The organism is Hymenobacter arcticus (assembly GCF_054779975.1).
In genome coordinates, this window is record NZ_BAAGXF010000009.1 from 81,415 (window position 1) to 103,549 (window position 22,135).

A 22,135-nucleotide genomic window follows, 5' to 3' on the forward strand; every position below is an offset into this window, starting at 1 on the left:
CTTGGTTTTCTTGTCATCATGGACGCGCAACTGCTCATTATCATCGCTCTTTTTGCCGCCGCCCTGGTCTACCTGGGCCGGCGCGTGTGGCAAACCTTCGCCGCCAAGGGCCAGGCGGGCTGCGCCAAAGGCTGCGGCGGTGCGTGCGGCGCGGCCATTGATGTGGAGGCCTTGCAGCGCACTATTGAGGCGCGCACCGCCGGGCGCTAACCCTCGCCGCTAAAAACTGAACAAACGATTAACCCCTGACCGCCTCGGCTCCGTATAGCCGGGGCGGTCTGCGTTAGGCCCCGTTCTCACCCGCCACCAGAAAACACCCATTGCCATGCAGGACAAAGAAGAAATGACCTCCCTCGTTACCGTCGAGAAGAAGCTGAACAGCCAGGGCTACACCCACGACTTTACCGTGCGCGACGGCCGCTTGGCTACTATGGACGACGATAGCGCCGCCACCTTCAGCCCCGAGGAAACGACCATTGTGGACTATTTCCGCTTCGAGGGCGAAAGCAACCCCGACGATACATCAATTCTCTACGCCATCGAAACTGCTGATGGTGCAAAAGGCACTATATCAGCCGCTTACGGCGTGTATGCTGACCAGGATGTTGACCAGTTTATTCTCCAGGTAGAGAAGCTGGGCAAAAACCTGATGAAAGGCAAAAAATAACCGCAGATTCAAACGGATTAAACGGATTTCGCAGATACGTCGCTGCGCTCCTCTACTACGCAGTTGGGTTCGTTAGCAAGCATTGTATTGCTCTTGAAACCAACTTCGTAGTAAAGGAGCGCAGCGACGTATCTGCGAAATCCGTTTAATTCGTTTGAATCTACGGTCAGCCCCATACTTTGGTGCCTTCAGTGCAGTTGCGGCACATCTCAATCTGGTCGCGGCCTTTGAGGAGGGCTTGGCGAAAGCCCTGGTATTTGGGGCCGTGCCAGAGGGCGCTGAAATTTTCGTGCTGGCGGTCGCCGAGGCGATACTCGGCGTCTTTGTCGAAGCAGCAGGGTACTACTTTGCCATCCCAGGTGATAACGCAGGAGTGCCACATTTTCCAGCAGCCGTTCACGAGCTTGTTCTTCAGGCTGAACGTGCCGTTGCCGTTATTGGCGTAGCGCGAATAGTAGTCGATAGTAGGGATGAGCGGCGACCCCTGCTGGTAATCGTAAATCTGGGCGGTTTTAAACCACACATCGTCCACGCCCATGGCCTGGGCCAGGGCTTTGGCATCGGCAATCTGGTGCTCGTTGGGCCGCACTACCAGAAACTGAAAGATGATGCGGGGAGTGCTTTTGTTCAGCTTCTTGCGCCATTTCACCACGTTGCGGGTGCCGGCCAGTACTTTCTCCAGCTTGCCGCCCACGCGGTACTGCTCATATACCTCCTGGGTGGTGCCATCGAGCGAAATGATGAGGCGGTCGAGGCCACTTTCCACCGTGCGGCGCGCATTCTCGTCGTTGAGGAAGTGGGCGTTAGTACTAGTGGCGGTGTAGATGCCTTTCTTGCTCGCATATTCCACCAAATCAAGGAATTGCGGGTGCAGATATGGCTCGCCCTGAAAGTAGAAAATGAGGTACCACAACCGGCTGGCCACCTCGTCCATCGTTTTCTTAAAGAGGTCGGCGGGCAACATGCCCGTGGGGCGCGTGAACGAGCGCAGGCCGCTGGGGCACTCGGGGCAGCGCAGGTTGCAGCTGGTGGTGGGCTCGAAGGCCAGCGCAATGGGCAGGCCCCAGGCGCGCGCGCGCCCCGTAAGCCGGCTCAGGATGTAGGAGGAAACAACCTGCCCGGCGTTGAGGACGCGGCCCGGCGTAGCCTTGCGCAGGAAAGAAAAGGCGTCGCGGAGAGTAGAGCGCATAGTACAAAGTACGGCTCAGGCCGCCGTGCCACAGACACGCGACTACCGCTATAAGTTTTGGCCGCCACCACTGCGCAGATTAAGCTAATTGCTAAACACAAATCAATTGCTTGACAGCAAATTGATTGCCTGCTTACTTGCCGTTGCCGGGTAGCTGCGATACGGCAGCGCTGTACACGCCAGCCTTGCCAAACGACTGGTTGATTTCGTCCACGGCGGCGCGGCTGCTGAGGCGCTTGGGCTTGGGGTTGAGGATGGTGCCGTCTTCACCCAGCAGGATGTAGGAGGGCACTTCCTGCACATTATAAGCCTTGGCCACGGCCGAACGCAGGCCACCCACGGCCCGCAGCTGCACGCCGGGCAGCTTCTTGATGAGCACCAGCTGCCGCCAGGGTGAGTCCAGTTCATCGAGCGCTACATTCACAAATACAATGTTCTTGCCTTCAAAGCGCCGGGCCAGGTCTTGGGCGTAGGATAGGTCGCGCAGGCAAAGGCCGTTGGTTGATTTCCAGAAGTTTAGGTACACCAGCTTGCCTTGCAGGCTACTGAGTTGAATAGAATCGCCGGCGGCCGACATGAGGCGAAAGTCGGGCGCCTGCGAGCCGATGGCCAGCGCCTTGTGCTTGCCAAAGTCGGCGTCTAGGGTGGCTACGTAGCGCTTGCGGGTATCGAGGGCCTTAAAATCGGCGAGCATGGCGGCCGACTGGCGCACGTGGCCAAACCGAAACGACTCTTGCAGAATGCGGCCCAGTGTGAGCAGCTTCATGGTGCCGTTGAGGCGCTTGCTGGCCAGCGCGTAGCATACCGGGTAAAAGTCGGGGTCGGTGCGCAGATGCTTTTGCTGCGCAGCCATAAAGTGCACGTAGTTTAGCAAAAACTCCTGAAACTGCTCATTGCCCACGGCCGTTTGGTCGTTCAGCAGGTTGGGGTCGCGCAGGTAATCGTAGTAGCCGGGCGTCATGGTGAGGCGGCCCTCGGTGCTCACTACCTGCTCGCGCAAATCGGGGAAAGTAAGGCGGTCGTTGGCGTTGGAATACGTTATCTCCGCCTTGGCATAGTTATAAAAATCAATGGTAAAAGACTGTCTGGCGGCGCGGTCTTCCAGGAAGTTGCGCTCGTGCTTGATTCGGTAATCTAAGAAGGAAACGAAAGGCGCTTCGTAGAGTTGAATATTGTCGGGCAGCACCTGAAAACCATCGTTGGACACGAACTGCTCGTCGAACTCGGCCAGGTAGTTATTGGCGTTGGCCATTTGCTGGCGGTGCCGCTGCGCATCGGTCAGGTTGGTGTTATTGCGCAGGCGGGTGGCGAAGCCGGTGGGCACGTCGTTGGCCTTAAACTTAACCGTGCCCGGCAAATCTTCGCCCTTAAAACGCACGTCGAGGTCGGTGCCGGGGTCCAGAAAAAGGTCTGCTACGGCGTCTCCGTACACTAAATCGGCTTTGGTAGAGCCTGTGAGTAGGATGCTGAGCCGAAACTCACCCTTCTCATTGACGCGCGCGTAGCTGATGCGCTCCTTCGCGTCGAAGGGGCTATCGTGAATGGCAATGGCAATGGTATCGGTCTTGGGATTGGTGACGCGCCCCGTGAGCATGGCCGCCCCAGCTACGTCGGCGGGCCGGCCGCCACCTGGTTGGGCCCGCGCCGGCAATAGCGCAGCCAAGCCCAAACCCAAGGTTGTTAGACAAGTAAAAAGTAATTTCATATAGTACTAAGACAGGAAGCCAGATAGCCCGTAATATGCCGAACAACTAGAGAAGGCCGATACGTGTACCTATCTCTTTTCGCGGTAAAAGTCAATTACGGGACCGAAGATAAGGCGCTTTTGGTGCTCATCTGGCACCCAACCTACGTAAAAAAGGTGCCCCCTGGAAATTATGCTACCTGCTATTTGTTTCGGACTACCGGAATAGGCTTTTTGCCGGGTGTGCGGCCAGCCACGCACCCGGCAACTCCTAGCCAAACAGGCCATTTAGTACCTCATCGAGCCGGCTCACGGCTTGGATGCGTAGCCCGGCACGGCCCTGCTCGGCCAGGTTCTTGCCGTTGAACTGCGACACGTACATCTCGCGGAAGCCCAGCTTTTCGGCTTCGGCCAGGCGCTGGTCGAGGCGGGGCACGGCGCGCATCTCGCCGCTCAAGCCCACCTCGGCGGCCAGGCACACATCGCCGGGAATAGGCAGGTCGTTGAGGCTGCTCACCACGGCGGCGCACACGGCCGCGTCGAGCGCTGGGTCGTCGAGGCGCAGGCCGCCCGCAATGTTCAGAAACACGTCGTGCTGACCCAGGCGCAGGCCGGCGCGCTTTTCGAGCACGGCCAGCAGCATTTGCAGGCGCTTGGCGTCGAAGCCGGTGCTGCTGCGCTGCGGGGTGCCGTAGGTGGCGGGCGTTACCAGGGCCTGCACCTCCACCAGCAGCGGGCGGTTGCCCTCTAGCGTAGCCCCGATGGCCATGCCGCTCAGGCTCTCGGCCCGCTGCGAAAGCAGAATTTCGGACGGGTTGCTAACCTGGCGCAAGCCGCTGCCCTGCATTTCATAAATACCTAATTCTGAGGTGCTTCCGAAACGGTTTTTGGTGGTGCGCAGGATGCGGTAGCTCAGGTGGCGGTCGCCCTCAAACTGCAACACGGTGTCCACCATGTGCTCCAATATCTTGGGGCCCGCAATGCTACCGTCTTTGGTAATGTGACCGATAAGCAGCACCGGCACGCCGGTTTCCTTGGCAAACTTGAGGAATTCGGCGGTGCACTCGCGCACCTGGCTCACCGAGCCCGCGCCGCTCTCCACCAGCGTGGAGTGCATGGTCTGGATGGAATCGATGACCAGCAGGTTGGGCTCTACCTGGTCAATCTGGCGGAAGATATTCTGGGTGTTCGTTTCCGTCAGGATGTAGCAGTTCTGGTGCTGACCGTCGGCCAGGCGCTCGGCGCGCATTTTTATCTGCGCCTCGCTCTCCTCGCCACTTACGTAGAGGATGCGTAACTTCTTCATCATCAAGGCAATCTGGAGCATGAGTGTACTCTTGCCAATGCCGGGCTCGCCGCCGATGAGCACGATGGAGCCCGGTACCAGGCCGCCACCCAGCACGCGGTTCAACTCGCCGTCGGGCGTCACAATGCGCGGCTCTTCCTCGTGCCGGATGTCGGCCAGCGGGCGCGACTTGGCGGCTTTAGCTGTGTTGCCGCCGGGCACGGTACTGGCGGGCTTCCACTGGCCGGTGGTGGTGGCGGCGGTTTCCTTCTGGACTACCTCCTCCACGTAGGTGTTCCACTCGCCGCACGAGGGGCAGCGCCCAATCCACTTTGCCGACTGCGCGCCGCAGCTCTGGCAGAAAAATACGGTTCTAACCTTGGCCATTCTTTGCTAAAATTTTGTGCAAGGATAAGGCGGAAACGGGCAGAAAAGTTGCGGGCCGGTGGTGGCAGCCAGAATAACTTGTTATGCAAAAAAGAACGTCATGCTGAGCTTGCCGAAGCATCTCGCTCGAATCGTTAGGTTAGTAAACCTAGCGGCGCGAACGAGATACTTCGGCAAGCTCAGCATGACGTTCTTTTTTTCTCGACTTACCAAATGGGCGACTAATTACGCCTTCTTCTTGCCCGTGTAGGCAATGCGGTAAATCACGCCATTGTCATCGTCGCCCATCAGCAGCGAGCCGTCGGGGGCCTGGATGAGGCCACAGGGCCGGCCAAACTCCGACTTGTTGTTATCGACCAGGAAGCCAGTGAGGAAGTCCTCAAATTTTTCGGGCTGGCCCTGGGCGTTGAAGTGCACGCGCACCAGCTTGTAGCCGCTAGGCTGGGCGCGATTCCAGGAGCCGTGCATGGTTACGAAGGCATCGTTCTGGTACTCTTTCGGAAACTGGCTGCCTTTGTTAAACACCAGGCCGAGCGGGGCCGAATGGGCTTTGTAGAGCAGTAGCGGGCGCTGGTTTTTAGCGTCGAAGGCCTCGTAGCTTTCGCCGCTCTTGGGCTTGTTGGCGGGGTAGTGCTGGCCGTCGGCGATGATGGATGGCCAGCCGTAGCTGGCGCCGGGCTTTATCTGGTTGAGCTCCTCCTGCTGGGTTTCGTCGCCGAGCCAGTCGATGCCGTGGTCCATGCCAAACAGCTCCTTGGTGAGCGGGTGCCAGTCGAAGCCGATGGTATTGCGCAGGCCGTGGGCTACCACCTGGCGACCCGAGCCGTCGAGGTTAAGTTGCAGAATAGTAGCATTTTCGGGGTTGTCCTCGTCGCAGGCATTGCAGGTACTGCCTACCGAGAGGTACAGCTTGCCATCGGGCCCGAAGCGCAGCACGCGGTTGGCGTGCTGGCCGGCGTCAGGCAGGTCGTGGTACAGCTCTTTCAGCTCGCCGAGGCCGCCATCGGGCAGTACGTCGGCCACGTATACTTCGCGGATAGCGCTGATGTAGAGCTTATTGCCTTGCAGAGCTACGCCGTGCAGGTGCGGCTTCTGGGCCACTTGGCGCATCACTTCGGCCTTGCCGTCTTTGTTGGCGTCGCGCACCAGCGTGATAGTGCCCTTCACGCGGTTGCTCACGTACACATCGCCGTTGGGCATCATGGCCAGCATGCGGGGCATGTCGAGGCCTTCGGCAAACTTGCTGACGGTGAAGCCACTAGGAATTTTGAGGGCCGCCACGCGGGCATCGGTGGCGGGCAGCTTGTTGGGCAGGTAAATGTTGCCCTGCATCTGGAAGGGCGTGGCGGGCGGCGGCACGTTTTGGGCGGCGGCGGGGCCTACCGTGAGCACAGCGGCCAGCGGTAGGAAGTAGGCTAAATGATTCATAACGAAATCAAGAATAAGTGATAAGCTACCCAGCTCAACTACCAAAAACGAGTATGGGTTGCGCCAACCGCCTCTTTTAACCAGATTACCTCCCAAAAAAGCCCCTTCCGAAACGAAAGAGGCTTTTTGCCAAGGCAACTGGGGTGGGAACAACACCAGCCTGGCGGGGGTGGCTACGCTAAAACTGCGCTTCTTCGGTGCTGCCGACCAGGGCCGACGTGCTGGCCTTGCCGGCCGACACCACGTTCTGCACAGCGTCGAAGTACCCAGTGCCCACAAACGACTGGTGCTTTACGGCCTGGTAGCCATCCTTTTGCAGCGCAAACTCGCGCTCCTGCAACTCGGAGTAGCCGGCCATGCCGCGCTGCCGGTAGGCCTGAGCCAGCTCGAACATGCTGGTGTTGAGGGCGTGGAAGCCGGCCAGCGTGATAAACTGGAACTTGTAGCCCAGCGCGGCCAGCTCCTCCCGGAAGGTTTCCATCTGCTCGACGCTGAGCTTGGCGGCCCAGTTGAACGACGGTGAACAATTGTAAGCCAGCAGCTTACCCGGAAACTGCGCATGAATGGCCTCGGCAAAGCGGCGGGCGTGGCCCAGGTCGGGGTCCGAGGTTTCCATCCAGATGAGGTCGGCGTAGGGGGCGTAGGCCAGGCCCCGGGCAATGGCGGCCTCCACGCCGCAGCGCACCCGAAAAAAGCCTTCGGGGGTGCGGGTGGCCTCCTGGCGCACAAAGGGCAGGTCGCGCTCGTCCACATCGGCCGTGAGCAGGTCGGCCGCGTCGGCGTCGGTGCGGGCCACAATGAGGGTAGGCACGCCCAGCACATCGGCCGCCAGGCGGGCCGCAACCAGCTTATTGATAGCCTCTTGCGTAGGTACCAGCACCTTGCCGCCCAGGTGCCCGCACTTCTTGGCCGAGGAAAGCTGGTCCTCGAAATGCACCCCGGCCGCGCCGGCCTCAATCATCATCTTCATTAGCTCAAACGCGTTGAGGTTGCCGCCGAAGCCGGCCTCGGCATCGGCCACGATGGGGGCCAGCCAATGCACGTCGCTGCGCCCGGCAAGGTGCTGAATCTGGTCGGCCCGCAGCAGGGCGTTGTTGATGCGCTTCACCACGGCCGGCACGCTGTCGGCGGGGTAGAGGCTTTGGTCGGGGTACATCTGGCCGGCGTTGTTGGCGTCGGCCGCTACCTGCCAGCCACTCAGGTAAATAGCTTTCAGGCCGGCCTGCACTTCCTGCACTGCCTGGTTGCCGGTGAGGGCTCCCAGTCCCGCCACGTACTCTTCGCTGCGCAGCAAGCTCCAGAGGCGCTCGGCCCCTTGCCGGGCCAGCGAAAACTCGATGTGCACCGAGCCTTGCAGCTTCACCACGTCCTCGGCGGCGTAGGGCCGCTCGATGCCCACCCAGCGGGGGCTGGTGGCCCAGTCAAGCGTAATTTCGGCAATGCGCTTTGCGTTAGTAGTCATGCTGTTAGTGGTTGAAAAATGAGTAAAGAAAAGGCAAGGGGGTAGCCGGCAGGGTCCGGTCCGCCGGCGTGAGCCGGGCGGCCGGTTGACCCTATTAAGTCCACCAGGAAATGCAGCGAGGTAGTACTGGTCCGGTCTGCCGGCGCAAGCCGGCCGACCGGTTTACTCTGTTAAGTCCACCGGGAGATTCAGTGGCAACCGAGGGATTCAACGACAACCGGTCGGCCGGCTAGCGCCGGCGGACCGGCACGGCGGCGCTAGCCAGCGGGCGTAGCGGCCTATAGTCTACGCTAGCTCGTCGTAGGCCGGCACGGTCAGGAACTCGATAAACTGCTCGCTGCGCACCAGCTGGTCGAAGAGGCGGGCGGCTTCGGTAAAGTGCCCCTTATCAAAGGCTTCGGTACCCACCAGGGCCTCGATTTTGGCCAGCTGGCCGGGCACCAAGTCTTGATAGAGCGCCGTGGTCACGGGCCGGCCGTCGGCCAGCAGCGTGCCGGGCGTGTGCAGCCACTGCCACACTTGGGCGCGGGATATTTCGGCGGTGGCCGCGTCCTCCATCAGGTTATAAATCGGCACGCAGCCGTTGCCGCCCAGCCACGAAGCCAGGTACTGGATGGCCACGTCGATGTTGAGCTTCAGGCCCTCCTCCGTGATGCTGCCCTGCGGGGCGCGCACCAGGTCGGCGGCAGTTACCTGCACGTCGAAGCGCTTGTTCTCAATTTGGTTGGCGTTGGGCATCAGCTCGTTAAACACGGCCATGGCCACGGGTACCAGGCCGGGGTGGGCTACCCAGGTGCCATCGTGGCCGTTGGTAGCCTCCCGGATTTTATCCTGCCGCACCTTTTCCAGAGCCTTGTCATTGGCGGCGGGGTCGTTTTTGATGGGAATCTGGGCGGCCATGCCCCCCATGGCGTGCACGCCCCGGCGGTGGCAGGTTTGGACGACCAGCTGCGAGTAGGCGGCCATAAACGGCACCGTCATGGTCACCTCGGCACGGTCGGGCAGCCGGAACTCTGGCTTCAGCCCCAGCCGCTTGATGTAGCTGAAAATATAGTCCCAGCGCCCGCAGTTGAGGCCCGCGCTGTGGCTGCGCAGCTCCCACAGTATCTCGTGCAGCTCGAAGGCGGCGGGCAGCGTCTCAATCAGCACGGTGGCCTTAATGGTGCCCTGGGGCTGCGCCAGCGCCTGCTGGGCAAAGATGAACACGTCGTTCCAGAGGCGCGCTTCGAGGTGGCTTTCCAGCTTGGGCAGGTAAAAGTAGGGCCCGGTGCCGCGCTGCACCAGCTCGTGGGCATTGTGAAAATAGTACAGGCCAAAATCGAGCAGCGAGGCGCTAATCTCCTCACCATCAACGAGAATATGCTTTTCTAGCAAATGCCAGCCACGGGGGCGCACCATGAGCACGGCCGTTTCGGGGTTGAGCCGGTACGTTTTGGCGGGCGTGGTGAGGTTGATGGTGCGGCGCACGGCGTCGCGCAGGTTGCGCTGGCCCTCGATAACGTTGGCCCAGGTGGGCGAATTGGAGTCCTCCAAATCGGCCATAAATACCTTAGCCCCCGAGTTTAGGGCGTTGATAATCATCTTGCGCTCCACGGGGCCCGTTATTTCCACGCGGCGGTCGAGCAGGTCGGCCGGCAGCGGGGCCACCGTCCAGTTTTGCTCGCGCAAGCGCCGGGTTTCAGGCAAAAAATCGGGCAGGCGGCCGGCGTCAAAGTCCAGCTGCCGGGCGGCGCGGCGGGCCAGCAGCGCCCGCCGGGTGGGGTCGAAGCGGCGGTGCAGCTCGGCCACAAAGTCGAGTGCCGCGTAGCTCAGCAGCTCGGCATACTGGGGGTGAAACGCGCCCGTGACCCGCACCTGGCTAGGCGTGCGGTAGGCCGGTAGGGTTGGCATAGCAGCAGAAGTGGGCATAAGCGCAGTGTTTAAATATGAATAAATTATTGGTTTACAGAGTATAGTTTGGCCTAGTGACCAGCTAAATCTGCTACCTATTGCAAACATACACTGGCGAATTTAAAATTAAAGCGAATTTTCGCTAAAAGGAAGTAATTTGCTGAGCGGCAGTAGCTTTGCTGACCCAGAAACCCGTTGTAGAGCGTACCAGCGGCTTTTCTACCCAGAAATTTTTTTGCGAAAAATCTTTCTGGTCAGGCGCTTAGCTGTTGCGAGGCAGTTGCCCCGCCCCACTTAGGTAGCGGAGCGGGTCCATTAGCGGCCAATAACCCGCTGGGTTGGGGGCCTGCCCGGCAACGGCTTATTACGCGTTTTTACTTTTTGCCCTATGCTTACCCACAGTCAGATTGTCCGACTCATTTTTGGCCTGAAGCTGCGTGAGCTGCGGCAGGAGCGGGGCCTGACCCCGGCCGAGCTGGCGCGCAGCTGCGACATGAGCGTGAGCTACCTCAACGAGATTGAGAAGGGCAAGAAATACCCCAAGGCCGACAAAATCCTGAGCCTGAGCAAGTGCCTGGACGTGCGCTACGACCAGCTCACGGCCACCACGCTGCCGCGCCGCCTCGAGCCCATTGCCGACCTGCTGAGCTCGAAGGTGTTGCAAGAGTTTCCGCTGGCCATGTACGGCATCGAGCCTACTCAACTATTTGAGCTGCTGGCCAATGCGCCGGCCAAGATGAACGCCTTCATCAGCACGCTTTTCGAAATAGCGCGCAACTACGAACTGCGGCAGGAGCACTTTTTTGTGGCCGCCCTGCGCTCATACCAGGAGATGCACGACAACTACTTCGAGGACCTGGAGCAGGTAGCGGGCGCGTTTATGGCCAGCCACCAGCTGGCGCCCGCGCCCCCCGCCAGCCTGGAGGCCCTGGAGGCCGTGCTGGTGCAGGAGTATGGCTACACCATCGACCGTACCACGCTGGCCGCCAACCCTGTGGCGGTGGCCGGGCGGCTACGCTCGGTGTTTCGGCCCCAAACCAAGACGCTGCTGCTGCTGACTACCCTCACGAGGGGCCAGCAGGCGTTTGTGCTGGGCCGCGAAATCGGCTTCAACTACCTCAAGCTTAAGGAGCGGCACTACGCCAGCCCCAACACGCTGGAGCTGCGCTCGTTTGAGGAAGTGCTGAATAATTTCCGGGCCTCCTACTTCGCCAGTGCCCTACTGATGGAGGAAGACAGCCTTGTGCGCGACCTGGCCAAGGTAGTGGGGGCCAAAAAGTGGCAGCCTGCTGCGTTTATGGCCCTGCTCACGCGCTACGATGTGAGTGCCGAAATGCTGCTTCAGCGCCTGGCGGCGCTGCTGCCCAAGCACTTCAGCCTCACGAGCTTGTTCTTTTTGCGTTTCGACCAGGCGCGGGCCGGAGCCGATTTCAACCTGACAAAGGAGCTGCACCTCTCGCGCCTGCACAACCCACACCGCAACGAGTTGCACGAGCACTATTGCCGCCGCTGGGCCAGCCTAAGCCTGCTCACTAAGGCCCGCGCGGCCGCGGCGCTGGCTGGCCCAGCGGCGCCGCCCACCACGTTGCTCACCGTGCAGCGCTCGCGCTACCTGGGCACCGACGACGAGTATTTCTCCTTCACGCTGGCCCGCGCCAGCGCCGCCGATGCCCCCGCCATGAGCGTGACCATCGGCCTGCGTTGCGACGAGGCGCTGCCACAGCAGTTCAAGTTTCTGGCCGACCTCACTGCGTTTCCGCTCACCACCGTGAACGAAACCTGCGAGCGCTGCCCCCTCACCGATTGCCAGGAGCGCGCCGCGCCCCCGGTGCAGGTGCAGCGCGCCGCCCGCCGCACCGCTTACGAGGCCGCCGTGGCCGCGCTGGTAGCGGGCTAGCAATTATCTGATAAAGTAGGGCTTATGCACAAAAGTTTGTCATTGCGAGCGCAACGCAGTGGAGCGCGGCAATCGCACTAGAACGATAGCCGAACGACTGGCGTGGGTGTCGTGCTGGTGCGATTGCCGCGCTCCACTGCGTTGCGCTCGCAATGACAGACGCTTGTTTGTAATGATTTTTACAATCAAACGATTAGCATAAATACATCACCCCGCTACCACGGTGCGCCGGATACCCAGCTTCTTCATCCGGGCTTCCAGGGTTTTGGGGTTAATATCCAGCAGCAGGGCCGCGCCGCTGGGGCCGCTCACGCGGCCTTCGGTGCGGTGCAGCGCCAACAGGATATGGTCGCGCTCCTGCTCACGCAGCGTTTTGAGGGGGGCTTCTGGCGTGGTTAACTCCTTATTAGTCATTTGAAAAGACTCGCTGGGTAGCACAGCCGCCACGGGCGGCGGCGCGAGTAGCGTGGGGGCCGCCGCGAAGCCCCCAAACTCCAGCCACGGGCCCTGGCTCACGATGATGGCTTGTTCCAGCACGTGCTCTAGCTGGCGCACGTTGCCGGGCCAGGCGTAGGCTTGCAGCGCGGCCAGGTCGGCGGGCCGAATGGCGCGCAGTGGCCGTGCCAAGCGCTTGCTGAGGGTGGCCAGGTTGTGCTGCACCAGGGGCACAATGTCCTGCGGGCGCTCGCGCAACGGGGCCAGGTGAATGGGAAACACGTTGAGCCGGTAATACAGGTCGGCTCGGAAGCGGCCGGCGCGCACCTCGTCTTCGAGCACGCGGTTGGTGGCGGCCAGCACGCGGGCATCGGTTTGCAGCACGCGGTTGCTGCCCAGGCGCTCAAACTCCTTTTCTTGCAGCACGCGCAGCAGCTTGGCTTGCAGGTCGAGGGGCAACTCGCCCACTTCATCCAGAAAAATGGTGCCGCCGTTGGCCAGCTCAAACTTGCCGATGCGGCGCTCCACGGCCCCAGTGTAGGCCCCTTTTTCGTGGCCAAATAGTTCGCTTTCAATAAGCTGTGCTGGCAGGGCGGCGCAGTTGATTTTGACCAGGGCTCGGCCGATGCGGGGGGAGGCCTGGTGCAGGGCGCGGGCTACTACTTCTTTGCCGGTACCAGTTTCGCCGGTGATGAGCACGGTGGCGTCGGTGCCCGCTACCTGGGCAATGCGCTGGCGCACCTGCTGCAAGGCCGGGCTGCTGCCGATGAGGCCATCGGCGGGCCGGTCGGTGTTGATTTCGTCAATGAGGTAGGTGCGCTCCTGCTCCACCTGGGCCTTGAGCTCCTCAATCTGCTCGAAGGCAAACAGGTTCTCGAGGGCCAGCGCAATCTGGGGCACCAGGGCTTGCACGGTGGCCTGGTCGCCGGGCGTGAAGCCGTAGGGCAGGGGCGAGGCCAGCGAGAGCACCGCCGCGCCCTCGGGCCGCTGCCAGATGGGCACGATGAGCATGGCCCGCACGTGATACGTTTCGTAGATGTGGCGCATGGCGGGGTAGCGCACGGCCAGCGCCTTAAACTGCTCATCGGTGTACAAACCAGGTAGTTGCAGCAGTTCGCTGATGCGGTTATAGAGGCTGGCAACGGGTTCCTGACTGGCGCCCTGGTGGCGGTCGGGGGCCAGGGCTACCAGCGGGCTGCCGGGCGTGGTGTCAGCCCGGGCAAACTCGGCGAAGCCCTCAAACGCCTCGCGCTGCCCGGTGCGCTGCACCCGAATGCCGAAGTACTCGAACGGCACCACGCGGCCCAGCTCCTCGGCCACGGCCCGAAACAGGGGCTCGCGCTGCTTGATGCTGAGCAGGGCGTTGGTGATGGCCAGCTGCATGGTGCGCTCGCCTTCGCGCCGGGCTATGTCCTCGAAAGCCAGCGTGTTACCTACGGCCACGGCCACCAGCGAGCCGATGCTTAGCAGCAGGTGCTCATCGGCCCCGGTGATGGCCGGGCGGCGGGCGGCGGCCAAAATGAGGAAGCCCGTGAGCCGTCCGCCTAGCCGCAGCGGCACGGTGGTCATGTAGTTGATGCCCTCCCGCCGCAGCTTATTAAACGGCTCAAAGTCAGGGTATTCGGCGGCGTATTCTTGCAGCGTGATGTGGCGCAGGCGCGGGTCGGCCACCAGCTGCTCGACGGGCGAGCCGGCGATGGGCGAGAAAATAGTGGCTTGCGGGTCGATGGGCAGCGCTTCGGCCGGGCCGCCCACGTAGCTGCGCAAAAACAGACGCTTATTAACTACCTCTGCATCAAAGACATTGATGCCAATGAGGTCAAACGGGAAGATGAGCCGCAGCTTATTAGTAATGACCCGAAACAGGGTTTCCTTGTCGCGAATGGTGGCAATGGCCTCGTTGAGGTGCAGCAGCAGCGTTTCGTCGGAGTTAGGCGTGAGCATGGCGGTGCACGGCAAAGATGTTGGAGGACTTAATGAAGGTAATTCCTCATATGTAAGGAAACCCTCAGTTTGCGAGAAAGTTTATCACAGCCTATCTAAAATTTATTATCATATAAAGTACAGATTATAAATAAGTTAACTAAATTTAGTGCCTTTTTAATCGCTTGGCACGTCATTAGGTAAGCGATTGGCACACTACTACGCCACTTGGCTTATGTTTTCTAGATATCAACTTGCCGGTTTTGCGGGCTTATCCTTGGCTGGGGCGCTGCTGACGCAGCCCGCGCTGGCGCAGGTGCTGCCCAGCACGCCGGCTGCCGCCCAGGGCATTGGCCTGGCCAGCGACTCGCTCAACCTGGAGGGAACGCTACAAGCCGTACTGGATGCCAACCCCAGCATCACCAACCTCACCGAGCTGTCGAACGCGGCTACCAGCCGCTTCACGCAGTCGCAGGCCGGTCTGCTGCCGCAGGTAACGGGCTCGGTGGCCTACACCCGCATCGACCCGGTGGTGAAGCTGCCGTTCAATGGCGAGACGCTGCAATTTGCGCCCAACAACAACCTCGACGCGCACATCACGGCGCAGTACCTGCTGCTTGATTTTGGCAAAAACCGCGCGACGGTGAACCTGGCGCAGTCGCAGATTGCCACGGCGCAGGACAACATCACGGTGGGCCGGCGCGACCTGGCGTTCAACGCGGCGCAGGTGTACTACAACATCCTGTTTATGCGCGAAAGCATTCGGGTGCAGGACCAGCAGATTGCCTCGCTGGTGGCGCACCGCAACGAAATGCAGAAACGCGTGGATGCCGGCGTGAGCACCAAGTTTGACGTGACCACCACCGACGTGCGCATCACGCAGGCCCAAAACACCAAGCTCGACCTGCAAAACCAGCTCCTCAACCAGCAGGTGCAGCTGGCCCGCCTGCTGCACAAGCCCCAGCAAACCGATATTCCGGTGCGGGGCCGCCTGGGCTACGAGCCGCAGAAGGTAGACCTGGCCGCCGAGCTAGCCAAGGCCGCCGAAAACCGCCCCGAAGTGAAGCTGGCCCGCGACGCCGAGAACACGGCCAACCTACAAGCCAAGCTCATTGAGCACAGCAACTCGCCCAGCCTGGGCGCGGGCGTGCAGGTGGGTGGCAAAAACGGCTATATCCTGCCCGACATCAACCGCGTGCGGTTCAACACGGTGGGCGCTTTGCAGCTGTCGGTGCCCATCTACGACGGGGGTAAGAACAAGAAGCAGCGCGTGGAGGCCCTGGCCAACGCCCGCGGCGCGGTAGCCCGCACCGCCGACACCCAGGAGCAGATTAAATCGGACGTGCGCCAGGCGGCCAACAACATGACCTTCAGCCAGGCGCGCTACGACAACGCCATCCAGCAGGTAGCCCAGGCCACCGACGCCCTCACCCGCGCCCAGGGCCGCTACCGCTACGGCGTGGGCCAAAACCTCGACGTGCTCGACGCTGAAACTCAGCTCGCCCAGTCGCGCCTGGCCCGGGCCCAGGCCATGTACAACTACACCCTCGGCCAGTTTCAGCTGCGCCGTGCCACCGGCGAGCAGATTTGGAAATAAATTAATTGACAAGGAGTAGTGAGCAATGAGCAATTCGCTCAAAGTCAGCCTACTGATTGCTTATTATTCATTGCTAATTGCTCACTACCATGACCCTCACCACCATCCTCTGTCCGCTTGACTTTTCGGCTGCTTCGGCGGCGCTGGTGGCCTATGCCGCCGCGCTGGCCGTGGGCACCGGGGCCGAGCTGCGCCTGCTGTATGTGCAGGAGCCGGTTGGGCCCGTGCCCACTGGCATAGAGGCCGAGCTATATGCCCATCGGGCCGCCGCTGAGGCGGCGGGTGCCAGCCGGGTGAGCACGACCACGGTGCAGGGCGAAGCCGCCACGCAGATACTAGCCGAAGCGCACCGCCAGCACGCCGACCTCATCGTAATCGGGGCGCATGGCCAAACTGGCCTCAGCCGCTTTTTGATGGGCAACACCGCCGAAACGGTGGTGCGCACCGCGCCCTGCCCCACGCTCCTCGTGCGCGAATAAACCTTTGATTGATTGTTACTTGTTGATTGCTGACTGGCTAGCTCCACTTAATGCGACAACTGACAATCAAGTAGTTTCCTCCCTAACTTATCAGCAATCAACACGAACCCGATGGCTACCCAAACTCAACTCCACGACGAAACGCCGACCGCCGTTGCCGAGCCGCTCGAAGCACCAAAAAAGCGTAACCCGCTGGTATTTATTATTTTAGCTATTGTACTACTGGTGGGCGGCTACTTTGGCTACCAGCGCCTCCAGTTTGCCAAAGCCCACGAAAGCACCGATGATGCCCAGGTAGAAGGCGACGTATACCCCATCTTGCCCCGCGTGTCGGGCCCGGTACTCAAGGTGTTTGTAGATGATAACCAGTTGGTTAAGAAAGGCGATACCCTTGTCACCATCGACAAGTCGGACTACCAGCAGCGCGTGAATGCCGCTGAGGCTGCCTTGCTGGCCGCCCAGGCCCAAGTAACGGCTTCCCGCGCCGGCGTGGGCACCGCCCAGGCCAACGTGCGCACCGCCCAAACCACTATCGGCGTGAGCGAAGCCAATCGCACCAAGCTCCAGCAAGACCTGGCCCGCAGCGTGAAACTGCGTAAGGATGACATCATTCCGCAGAGCGACTACGACGCCGTGCAGGCCAACCTGCGCGCCACCAGCGCTCAGCGCAGCACCGCCCAGGACCAGGTAACGGTGGCCCGCCAGCAGGTGATTGCTGCCCAGCAGCAAATTGCCGTGGCCCAGGCCGTAGTGAAGCAGCGTCAGAGTGACCTCGACAACGCCAAGCTCCAGCTGAGCTACACCACGCTCGTAGCCCCCGGCAACGGCATTGTGAGCCGCAAAAACGTGCAGCCCGGCCAGGTAGTATCGCCCGGCCAGCAGCTTATCGGCCTGGTATCGAGCAACAAAACCTGGGTGATTGCCAACTTCAAGGAAACCCAGATGGAGGATATGAAGGTGGGCCAGAAAGTGAAGCTCGAAATCGACGCCTACCCCAGCGAAGACTTCCAGGGCCACATCGAGTCGCTGTCTGCCGCTACGGGCGCCCGCTTTGCCCTGTTGCCCCCCGACAACGCCAGCGGCAACTTCGTGAAAGTGACCCAGCGCATCCCCGTCAAAATCGCCCTCGATAACGTGGACCCGCAGCACCCCCTGCGTGCTGGCATGAGCGTGAATGCAGTGGTAGCGGTGAAGTAATTGCCTGTCAATCGTTTGTCCTTGCGAGCGCTTTCTATCTGCTTGATGCGCAGAATGTTGCGCTCGCAAGGACCGACGATTTAAACACTATAGTGTACATAAAGCAACTTTATGGAAACCGGATTTAAGAAGTGGATTATCGTAGTTACGGTAGTTCTCTGCGTGTTGCTGGAGCTGATTGACACCAGCATTGTGAACGTGGCCCTGACCCAGATGATGGGCAACCTCTCGGCCACGCAGCAGGAAGTGAGCTGGGTGGTAGCGAGCTACGGCATCGCCAATGTGATTGTAATTCCCATGACCGGCTTCCTGGCCGAGCAGTTTGGACGCAAAAACTACTTTTTCTTCTCGGTTATTCTCTTTACGCTGGCCTCCATGGCCTGCGGCCAGAGTACCAACCTGTGGGAACTGGTAGCCTTCCGCTTTATTCAGGGGGTAGGCGGCGGCGCCCTCATGGCCACCTCGCAGGCTATTCTGATTGATACGTTCCCGCCTAAGCAGCTTCCGCTGGGGCAGGCGCTGTTTGGCATGGGTGTGATTATCGGCCCCACCATCGGCCCCACGCTAGGTGGCTACATCGTGGATAACTACGACTGGCCCTGGATTTTTTATGTGAACGTGCCAGTGGGTATCCTGGCCGCCATTTTCACGGCCTTGTTCATCCGCGACCCCGAGCGCATCAAAAACGCCATTCCCCGGCCCTTGCGCGAAATCGACTGGGCTGGTATTGGCCTGCTGATTTTGGGCGTAGGCTCGCTGCAGCTGGTGCTGGAGCAGGGCGAAACCGAAGATTGGTTTGATAGCGCCTACATCATCACGTTCACGGTGCTGGCGGCGGTGGGCGTGCTGGGCTTCATCTGGCGCGAGCTGGCGGCCGAAAAGCCCATCGTGGATTTGCGGGTGCTGGGCAAGAGCCGCAACTTGGCAGTGGGCGCGTTCCTGTCGTTCGTGCTGGGCTTCGGGCTGTTCTCGTCGGTGTTTGTGTTCCCTATCTTCACCCAGCGTATTCTGGGGTTCACGGCTGCCCAAACGGGCTACATCCTGCTGCCGGGTGCGCTAGCCTCGGGCTTCATGATGCCCGTTATCGGCAAGGCTCTGCAAGCCGGTGTGCCGCAGAAATACATGATTCCGCTGGGCTTCCTCATCTTCTTCGCCTTCACGTTCTGGATGGCCGCCAAAATTTCGCCCACCGCTGGCGAGAGCGACTTCTTCTGGCCGCTCATGGTGCGCGGCGTGGGCCTGGGCCTCATCTTCTTGCCCATCACTACCATGAGCCTGGCGGGCCTGGCGGGTAAAGATGCCGGCCAGGCCGCCGGCCTCACCGGCATGATTCGCCAGCTTGGCGGCTCCTTCGGCGTGGCCATCGTGGGCACGTACCTCGAGCGCAGCCTGCAGGCCAACCGCGTGGCGCAATTGCCCAACATCTCGCTCTACAACACCGAAACGGTGCAGCGCCTGCAAGCCTTCACCCAAAACTTTATGGCGCGCGGCTTCCCCATGGAGCAGGCCAAGCAGCAGGCCTACGCCGCCATGGAGGGCACGCTCATGAAACAGGTATCGCTTATTACGTACTCGCAGGTATTCACCTCATTAGGCTTGTTTTTCCTGGCCTGCCTGCCGCTCATTTTGCTGGTAAAGCGCGCCAAGCCCGGCGAGAAAATGGACCTCAACGCGGCGCACTAAAACGTGGCCCGCATTTTGCAAATGCTTTCTTATAGGTGATTTATTTAGGTGACCATTCTTAGGCACTAGGTTATAAAAAAGGGCTTCCCGCATTATGCGAGAAGCCCTTTTTGCTGGTAATTACTAGCAGTGCAACTTATTGATACTGAATATAAAGCGGCGTAGGATGCAGCTCCGTCAGCACTTCCTTGGGCGTCATCAGGTGCGAGCCCTTGGGCTTGATGTCGTACTCGTAGAAAAGCTTAAAGCCAGTATACTGCACGGGCTGCTTCTCCACGTAAGCTTTATACGAGTCTTTCTTGAGGGTGGGGTTGCCCCAGCCGTCCATGTCCATCACCACCTGCACGCGCGGGTCAAGTTTGATATTCTGGTAGTTAGTGAGCATACCCTGCGTAAAGCGGTGCACCATCAGCATTTTGGGCGGCAGGTGGTTTTCGCTCACAATGCGGGCCAGAAAATTGATGGCGTAGTTCACGTCCTTGGCATCGTAGGTGCCGATTTTTTTGCCGGGCCGCGCGTTTTTGGTGGCCATCGCAAACTCGGGGTCGATGCCCAGGTGAATGGTCGGATCCTTGAGGTACTCTTCCAGCTTGGGCAGCTCGTGGGGCAAGTCGCTGAGGCCCACTTGCACGTCCATAAACAGCAGGCCGTTTTTCTCCTTGGCCCAGGCCCGGGTTTCCTCAATGGTGCTCTTCGAGTTCATGAGGCGGTATTTGCCATCAGAGCCGGCCGCACCCTGCGCCGTGATGGTCACGCTGTGGATGGCGGGCATCACCGGAATGCTGGGGTCGGCGGCCTGCCACTCGGCCAGCACCTTGTCAAACTTGCGCATCATCTGGGCCTTGGGCTCGCGGCCCAAAATGCCCATGCCCTTCGAGCGGATGTTGCCATAAAACGCCACAATGCGGTGCCCCGGCAGGATGGCGCCCGGCAGTTGGCCCGTTTTGCGGGCAATGCTGTCGGCCTTCAGCGAGTCGCGCTGCAAAGCCATACGCTTGATTTTCACGGTATCGACGGGCGTCTGCTTATTCGCAGTGGTGAGCGAATCACCCTGGCCAGTAGAAGTTTCGCCCTGCTCGGAGCGGTTGCAAGACGCCAAGCCGAGGCCAGCCAGCAGCCCCAGGCCCAAGGCCAGATTAATACGTGAGTGCACTATGGTGGTAACTAAGTAAATGAAGGCGCAATGTACGGCCCGGCCGGGGGCGGGCAAGCCACATGCCAAGGTGGCCCGGCCAGCGCAAGCGCGCCGGCGGTGGGCCGGCGGCTATCTTGCGGCGTCTCTGGCTAACGCTTTTTTAGTGCCTTCTCGCTTTCTCATTGCCCTGCGCGCCCTGGCGGCCCTGGCCCGCACGCCCGCCCTGCTCACCGAAGTGCTGGCCGCTGATGTGCCCGCCTGGCGCGCCCGCGCCCTAGCGCACGCCGCCCGCTGGCCCGGCCTGGTAGCGGGCGGCCTGCCGCTGGTGCCGTTCGCGCACTTCGTGCCGGCCACGGCACCGCCCGATGCCCGCACCGTAGCCCCGTTTGCGTTTGGCGATGGTGGCTCGCTGCCCACCGACTTGCTGCTGCTGCGCGCCCTGGCCCGGCAGTGCCCAGCCAGCCGCTACTTCGAAATCGGCACCTGGCGCGGCGAAAGCGCCGCCAACGTGGCCGCCGTGGCCGCCAGCGTGCACACGCTCAACCTCAGCGCCGCCGAAATGCGCGCCCTTCACCTGCCCGAGCGCTACATCGGCTTGCACGGCCACTTTTCGAAGCCGCTGCCCAATGTGGTGCACCTGCACGGCAACTCCGCTACATTCGACCTGGCCAGCTTACAGCGCGAGGCCGGGCCATTCGACCTCATTTTTATCGACGGCGACCACCGCTATGCAGCCGTGCGGCGCGATACGGCCCGCGTATTTGAGCACTTGGTAAGTCCTTCCACCATAGTAGTGTGGCACGACGCCAGCCGCCAGCCCGGCCAGCCCCGCTGGGAAGTGCTGGCCGGGCTGCTCGATGGCTTGCCGCCCGGCCTGCCCGGCCAGTTGGTGCAGGTCGGCAACACGCTGTGCGCGCTCTACTCGCCCCAGCTGCTACCCGCCCAGGCCCCCGACTCTTTGGCGGAGCCTAATCAGTTTACGGTGGAAGTAACTTATTGATTAACAATTAATTGTCTTTTATACAGCTGCACCACGTTTTCCAGGCCCAGGTACAGCGCGTCGGCCACCAACGCGTGGCCGATGCTCACTTCCTGCAAGCCGGGCAGCTCCTGCGCCAGGTAGGCCAGGTTTTCGAGGTCGAGGTCGTGGCCGGCGTTCAGGCCCAGGCCGGCGGCTACGGCGGCGTGGGCCGTGGCGCGGTAGGGCAGCACCGCCGCCGCGCGGTCGGTGGGGTAGTAGCGGGCGTAGGCCTCCGTGTAGAGCTCGATGCGGTCGGTGCCGGTGCTGGCGGCAGCGGCAATCAGGGCCGGGTCGGGGTCCAGGAAAATGCTGACGCGGGCCCCGTGGCTCTTCAACTCGGCCACCACGTCGCGCAGGAAGTCCTGGTGGCGCACCACGTCCCAGCCGGCGTTGGAGGTAATGGCGTCGGGCGCGTCGGGCACCAGCGTCACCTGCTCGGGGCGCACCTCGCGGCACAAAGCCAGGAAGTCGGGCGTGGGGTTGCCCTCCACGTTGAGCTCGGTGGTGACTACGCTCTTGAGATTGCGCACATCGTCGTAGCGAATGTGGCGCTCGTCGGGGCGCGGGTGCACCGTAATGCCTTCAGCACCAAAGCGTTCGATATCGCGGGCGGCTTGCAGCAGGTCGGGCCGGGCGTGCAGGCCGCGGGCGTTGCGCAGGGTGGCAATCTTGTTGATGTTGACGCTTAACTTAACCACGGATTAGGTTGGATTAAGGTGAAAGATGTGGGGGCGGGAGGCAGCGCAGGCAGCTTTTCGCCTTGCCACGATGCGCAA

General features: G+C 61.1%; 17 protein-coding genes. 8 read left to right on the forward strand and 9 right to left on the reverse strand.

The genetic code is table 11. The features are described 5' to 3' along the window. Positions 1-18: 18 nt before the first annotated feature. Positions 19-210 (forward strand): FeoB-associated Cys-rich membrane protein, encoded by a 192-nt coding sequence (locus ACYVGC_RS15665; protein WP_460584781.1) that lies wholly within the window; start codon positions 19-21, stop codon positions 208-210. Positions 211-325: 115 nt separating this feature from the next. Then, positions 326-667 carry a hypothetical protein gene (locus tag ACYVGC_RS15670; protein ID WP_460584782.1) on the forward strand — a complete coding sequence of 114 codons (342 nt, stop codon included), beginning with the start codon at positions 326-328 and terminating at the stop codon, positions 665-667. A gap of 166 nt (positions 668-833) precedes the next feature. Here ACYVGC_RS15670 and ACYVGC_RS15675 read toward each other — a convergent pair whose 3' ends face one another. The 6 genes from ACYVGC_RS15675 to aceB form a co-directional block, all read right to left on the reverse strand. Then, on the reverse strand, positions 834-1,856 hold the full coding sequence (locus ACYVGC_RS15675) for an SPASM domain-containing protein (RefSeq protein WP_460584783.1): 1,023 nt from the start codon (positions 1,854-1,856) through the stop codon (positions 834-836). A 133-nt stretch (positions 1,857-1,989) separates the two neighbouring features. Next, positions 1,990-3,519, reverse strand: coding sequence for a TlpA family protein disulfide reductase (locus ACYVGC_RS15680; protein ID WP_460584784.1), 1,530 nt, complete (start codon positions 3,517-3,519; stop codon positions 1,990-1,992). Positions 3,520-3,811: 292 nt separating this feature from the next. Next, positions 3,812-5,212, reverse strand: coding sequence for a DNA repair protein RadA (gene radA, locus ACYVGC_RS15685; protein ID WP_460584785.1), 1,401 nt, complete (start codon positions 5,210-5,212; stop codon positions 3,812-3,814). A 225-nt stretch (positions 5,213-5,437) separates the two neighbouring features. Continuing rightward, a complete protein-coding gene (locus ACYVGC_RS15690; RefSeq protein WP_460584786.1) occupies positions 5,438-6,640 on the reverse strand; it encodes a PQQ-dependent sugar dehydrogenase in 1,203 nt (400 codons plus the stop codon). Between the two features lie 178 nt (positions 6,641-6,818). After that, positions 6,819-8,102 carry an isocitrate lyase family protein gene (gene aceA, locus ACYVGC_RS15695; RefSeq protein WP_460584787.1) on the reverse strand — a complete coding sequence of 428 codons (1,284 nt, stop codon included), beginning with the start codon at positions 8,100-8,102 and terminating at the stop codon, positions 6,819-6,821. Positions 8,103-8,387: 285 nt separating this feature from the next. Further along, positions 8,388-10,010 (reverse strand): malate synthase A, encoded by a 1,623-nt coding sequence (aceB, locus tag ACYVGC_RS15700; protein ID WP_460584788.1) that lies wholly within the window; start codon positions 10,008-10,010, stop codon positions 8,388-8,390. A 370-nt stretch (positions 10,011-10,380) separates the two neighbouring features. Between aceB and ACYVGC_RS15705 the strand changes: the two genes are divergently transcribed. After that, positions 10,381-11,889, forward strand: a complete 1,509-nt coding sequence (locus ACYVGC_RS15705) for a helix-turn-helix domain-containing protein (protein WP_460584789.1) — start codon at positions 10,381-10,383, stop codon at positions 11,887-11,889. A 207-nt stretch (positions 11,890-12,096) separates the two neighbouring features. Here the strand turns inward: ACYVGC_RS15705 and ACYVGC_RS15710 are convergent, their stop codons facing one another. Further along, positions 12,097-14,268: a sigma-54-dependent Fis family transcriptional regulator gene (locus ACYVGC_RS15710; RefSeq protein ID WP_460584791.1), complete on the reverse strand. Its 2,172-nt coding sequence runs from the start codon at positions 14,266-14,268 to the stop codon at positions 12,097-12,099. 214 nt (positions 14,269-14,482) lie between these two features. On the opposite strand from ACYVGC_RS15710, the gene ACYVGC_RS15715 reads away from it, so the two are divergent. The 4 genes from ACYVGC_RS15715 to ACYVGC_RS15730 all read left to right on the forward strand — a co-directional run bounded on the left by ACYVGC_RS15715 (position 14,483) and on the right by ACYVGC_RS15730 (position 19,203). Beyond that, complete coding sequence (locus ACYVGC_RS15715) at positions 14,483-15,844, forward strand: TolC family protein (RefSeq protein ID WP_460584792.1); 1,362 nt, start codon at positions 14,483-14,485, stop codon at positions 15,842-15,844. An 89-nt stretch (positions 15,845-15,933) separates the two neighbouring features. Beyond that, positions 15,934-16,323, forward strand: a complete 390-nt coding sequence (locus tag ACYVGC_RS15720; protein WP_460584793.1) for a universal stress protein — start codon at positions 15,934-15,936, stop codon at positions 16,321-16,323. A gap of 111 nt (positions 16,324-16,434) precedes the next feature. Beyond that, complete coding sequence (locus tag ACYVGC_RS15725; RefSeq protein WP_460584794.1) at positions 16,435-17,520, forward strand: HlyD family secretion protein; 1,086 nt, start codon at positions 16,435-16,437, stop codon at positions 17,518-17,520. 111 nt (positions 17,521-17,631) lie between these two features. Continuing rightward, a complete protein-coding gene (locus ACYVGC_RS15730) occupies positions 17,632-19,203 on the forward strand; it encodes an efflux MFS transporter permease (protein WP_460584795.1) in 1,572 nt (523 codons plus the stop codon). Positions 19,204-19,339: 136 nt separating this feature from the next. Here ACYVGC_RS15730 and ACYVGC_RS15735 read toward each other — a convergent pair whose 3' ends face one another. Continuing rightward, positions 19,340-20,356 (reverse strand): hypothetical protein, encoded by a 1,017-nt coding sequence (locus ACYVGC_RS15735; RefSeq protein WP_460584796.1) that lies wholly within the window; start codon positions 20,354-20,356, stop codon positions 19,340-19,342. Positions 20,357-20,501: 145 nt separating this feature from the next. On the opposite strand from ACYVGC_RS15735, the gene ACYVGC_RS15740 reads away from it, so the two are divergent. Then, positions 20,502-21,338, forward strand: coding sequence for a class I SAM-dependent methyltransferase (locus ACYVGC_RS15740; RefSeq protein WP_460584797.1), 837 nt, complete (start codon positions 20,502-20,504; stop codon positions 21,336-21,338). Here ACYVGC_RS15740 and ACYVGC_RS15745 read toward each other — a convergent pair. After that, a complete protein-coding gene (locus ACYVGC_RS15745; RefSeq protein ID WP_460584798.1) occupies positions 21,332-22,057 on the reverse strand; it encodes a pyridoxine 5'-phosphate synthase in 726 nt (241 codons plus the stop codon). The two genes, ACYVGC_RS15740 and ACYVGC_RS15745, sit on opposite strands and share 7 nt — an antisense overlap. Positions 22,058-22,135 lie beyond the last annotated feature (78 nt).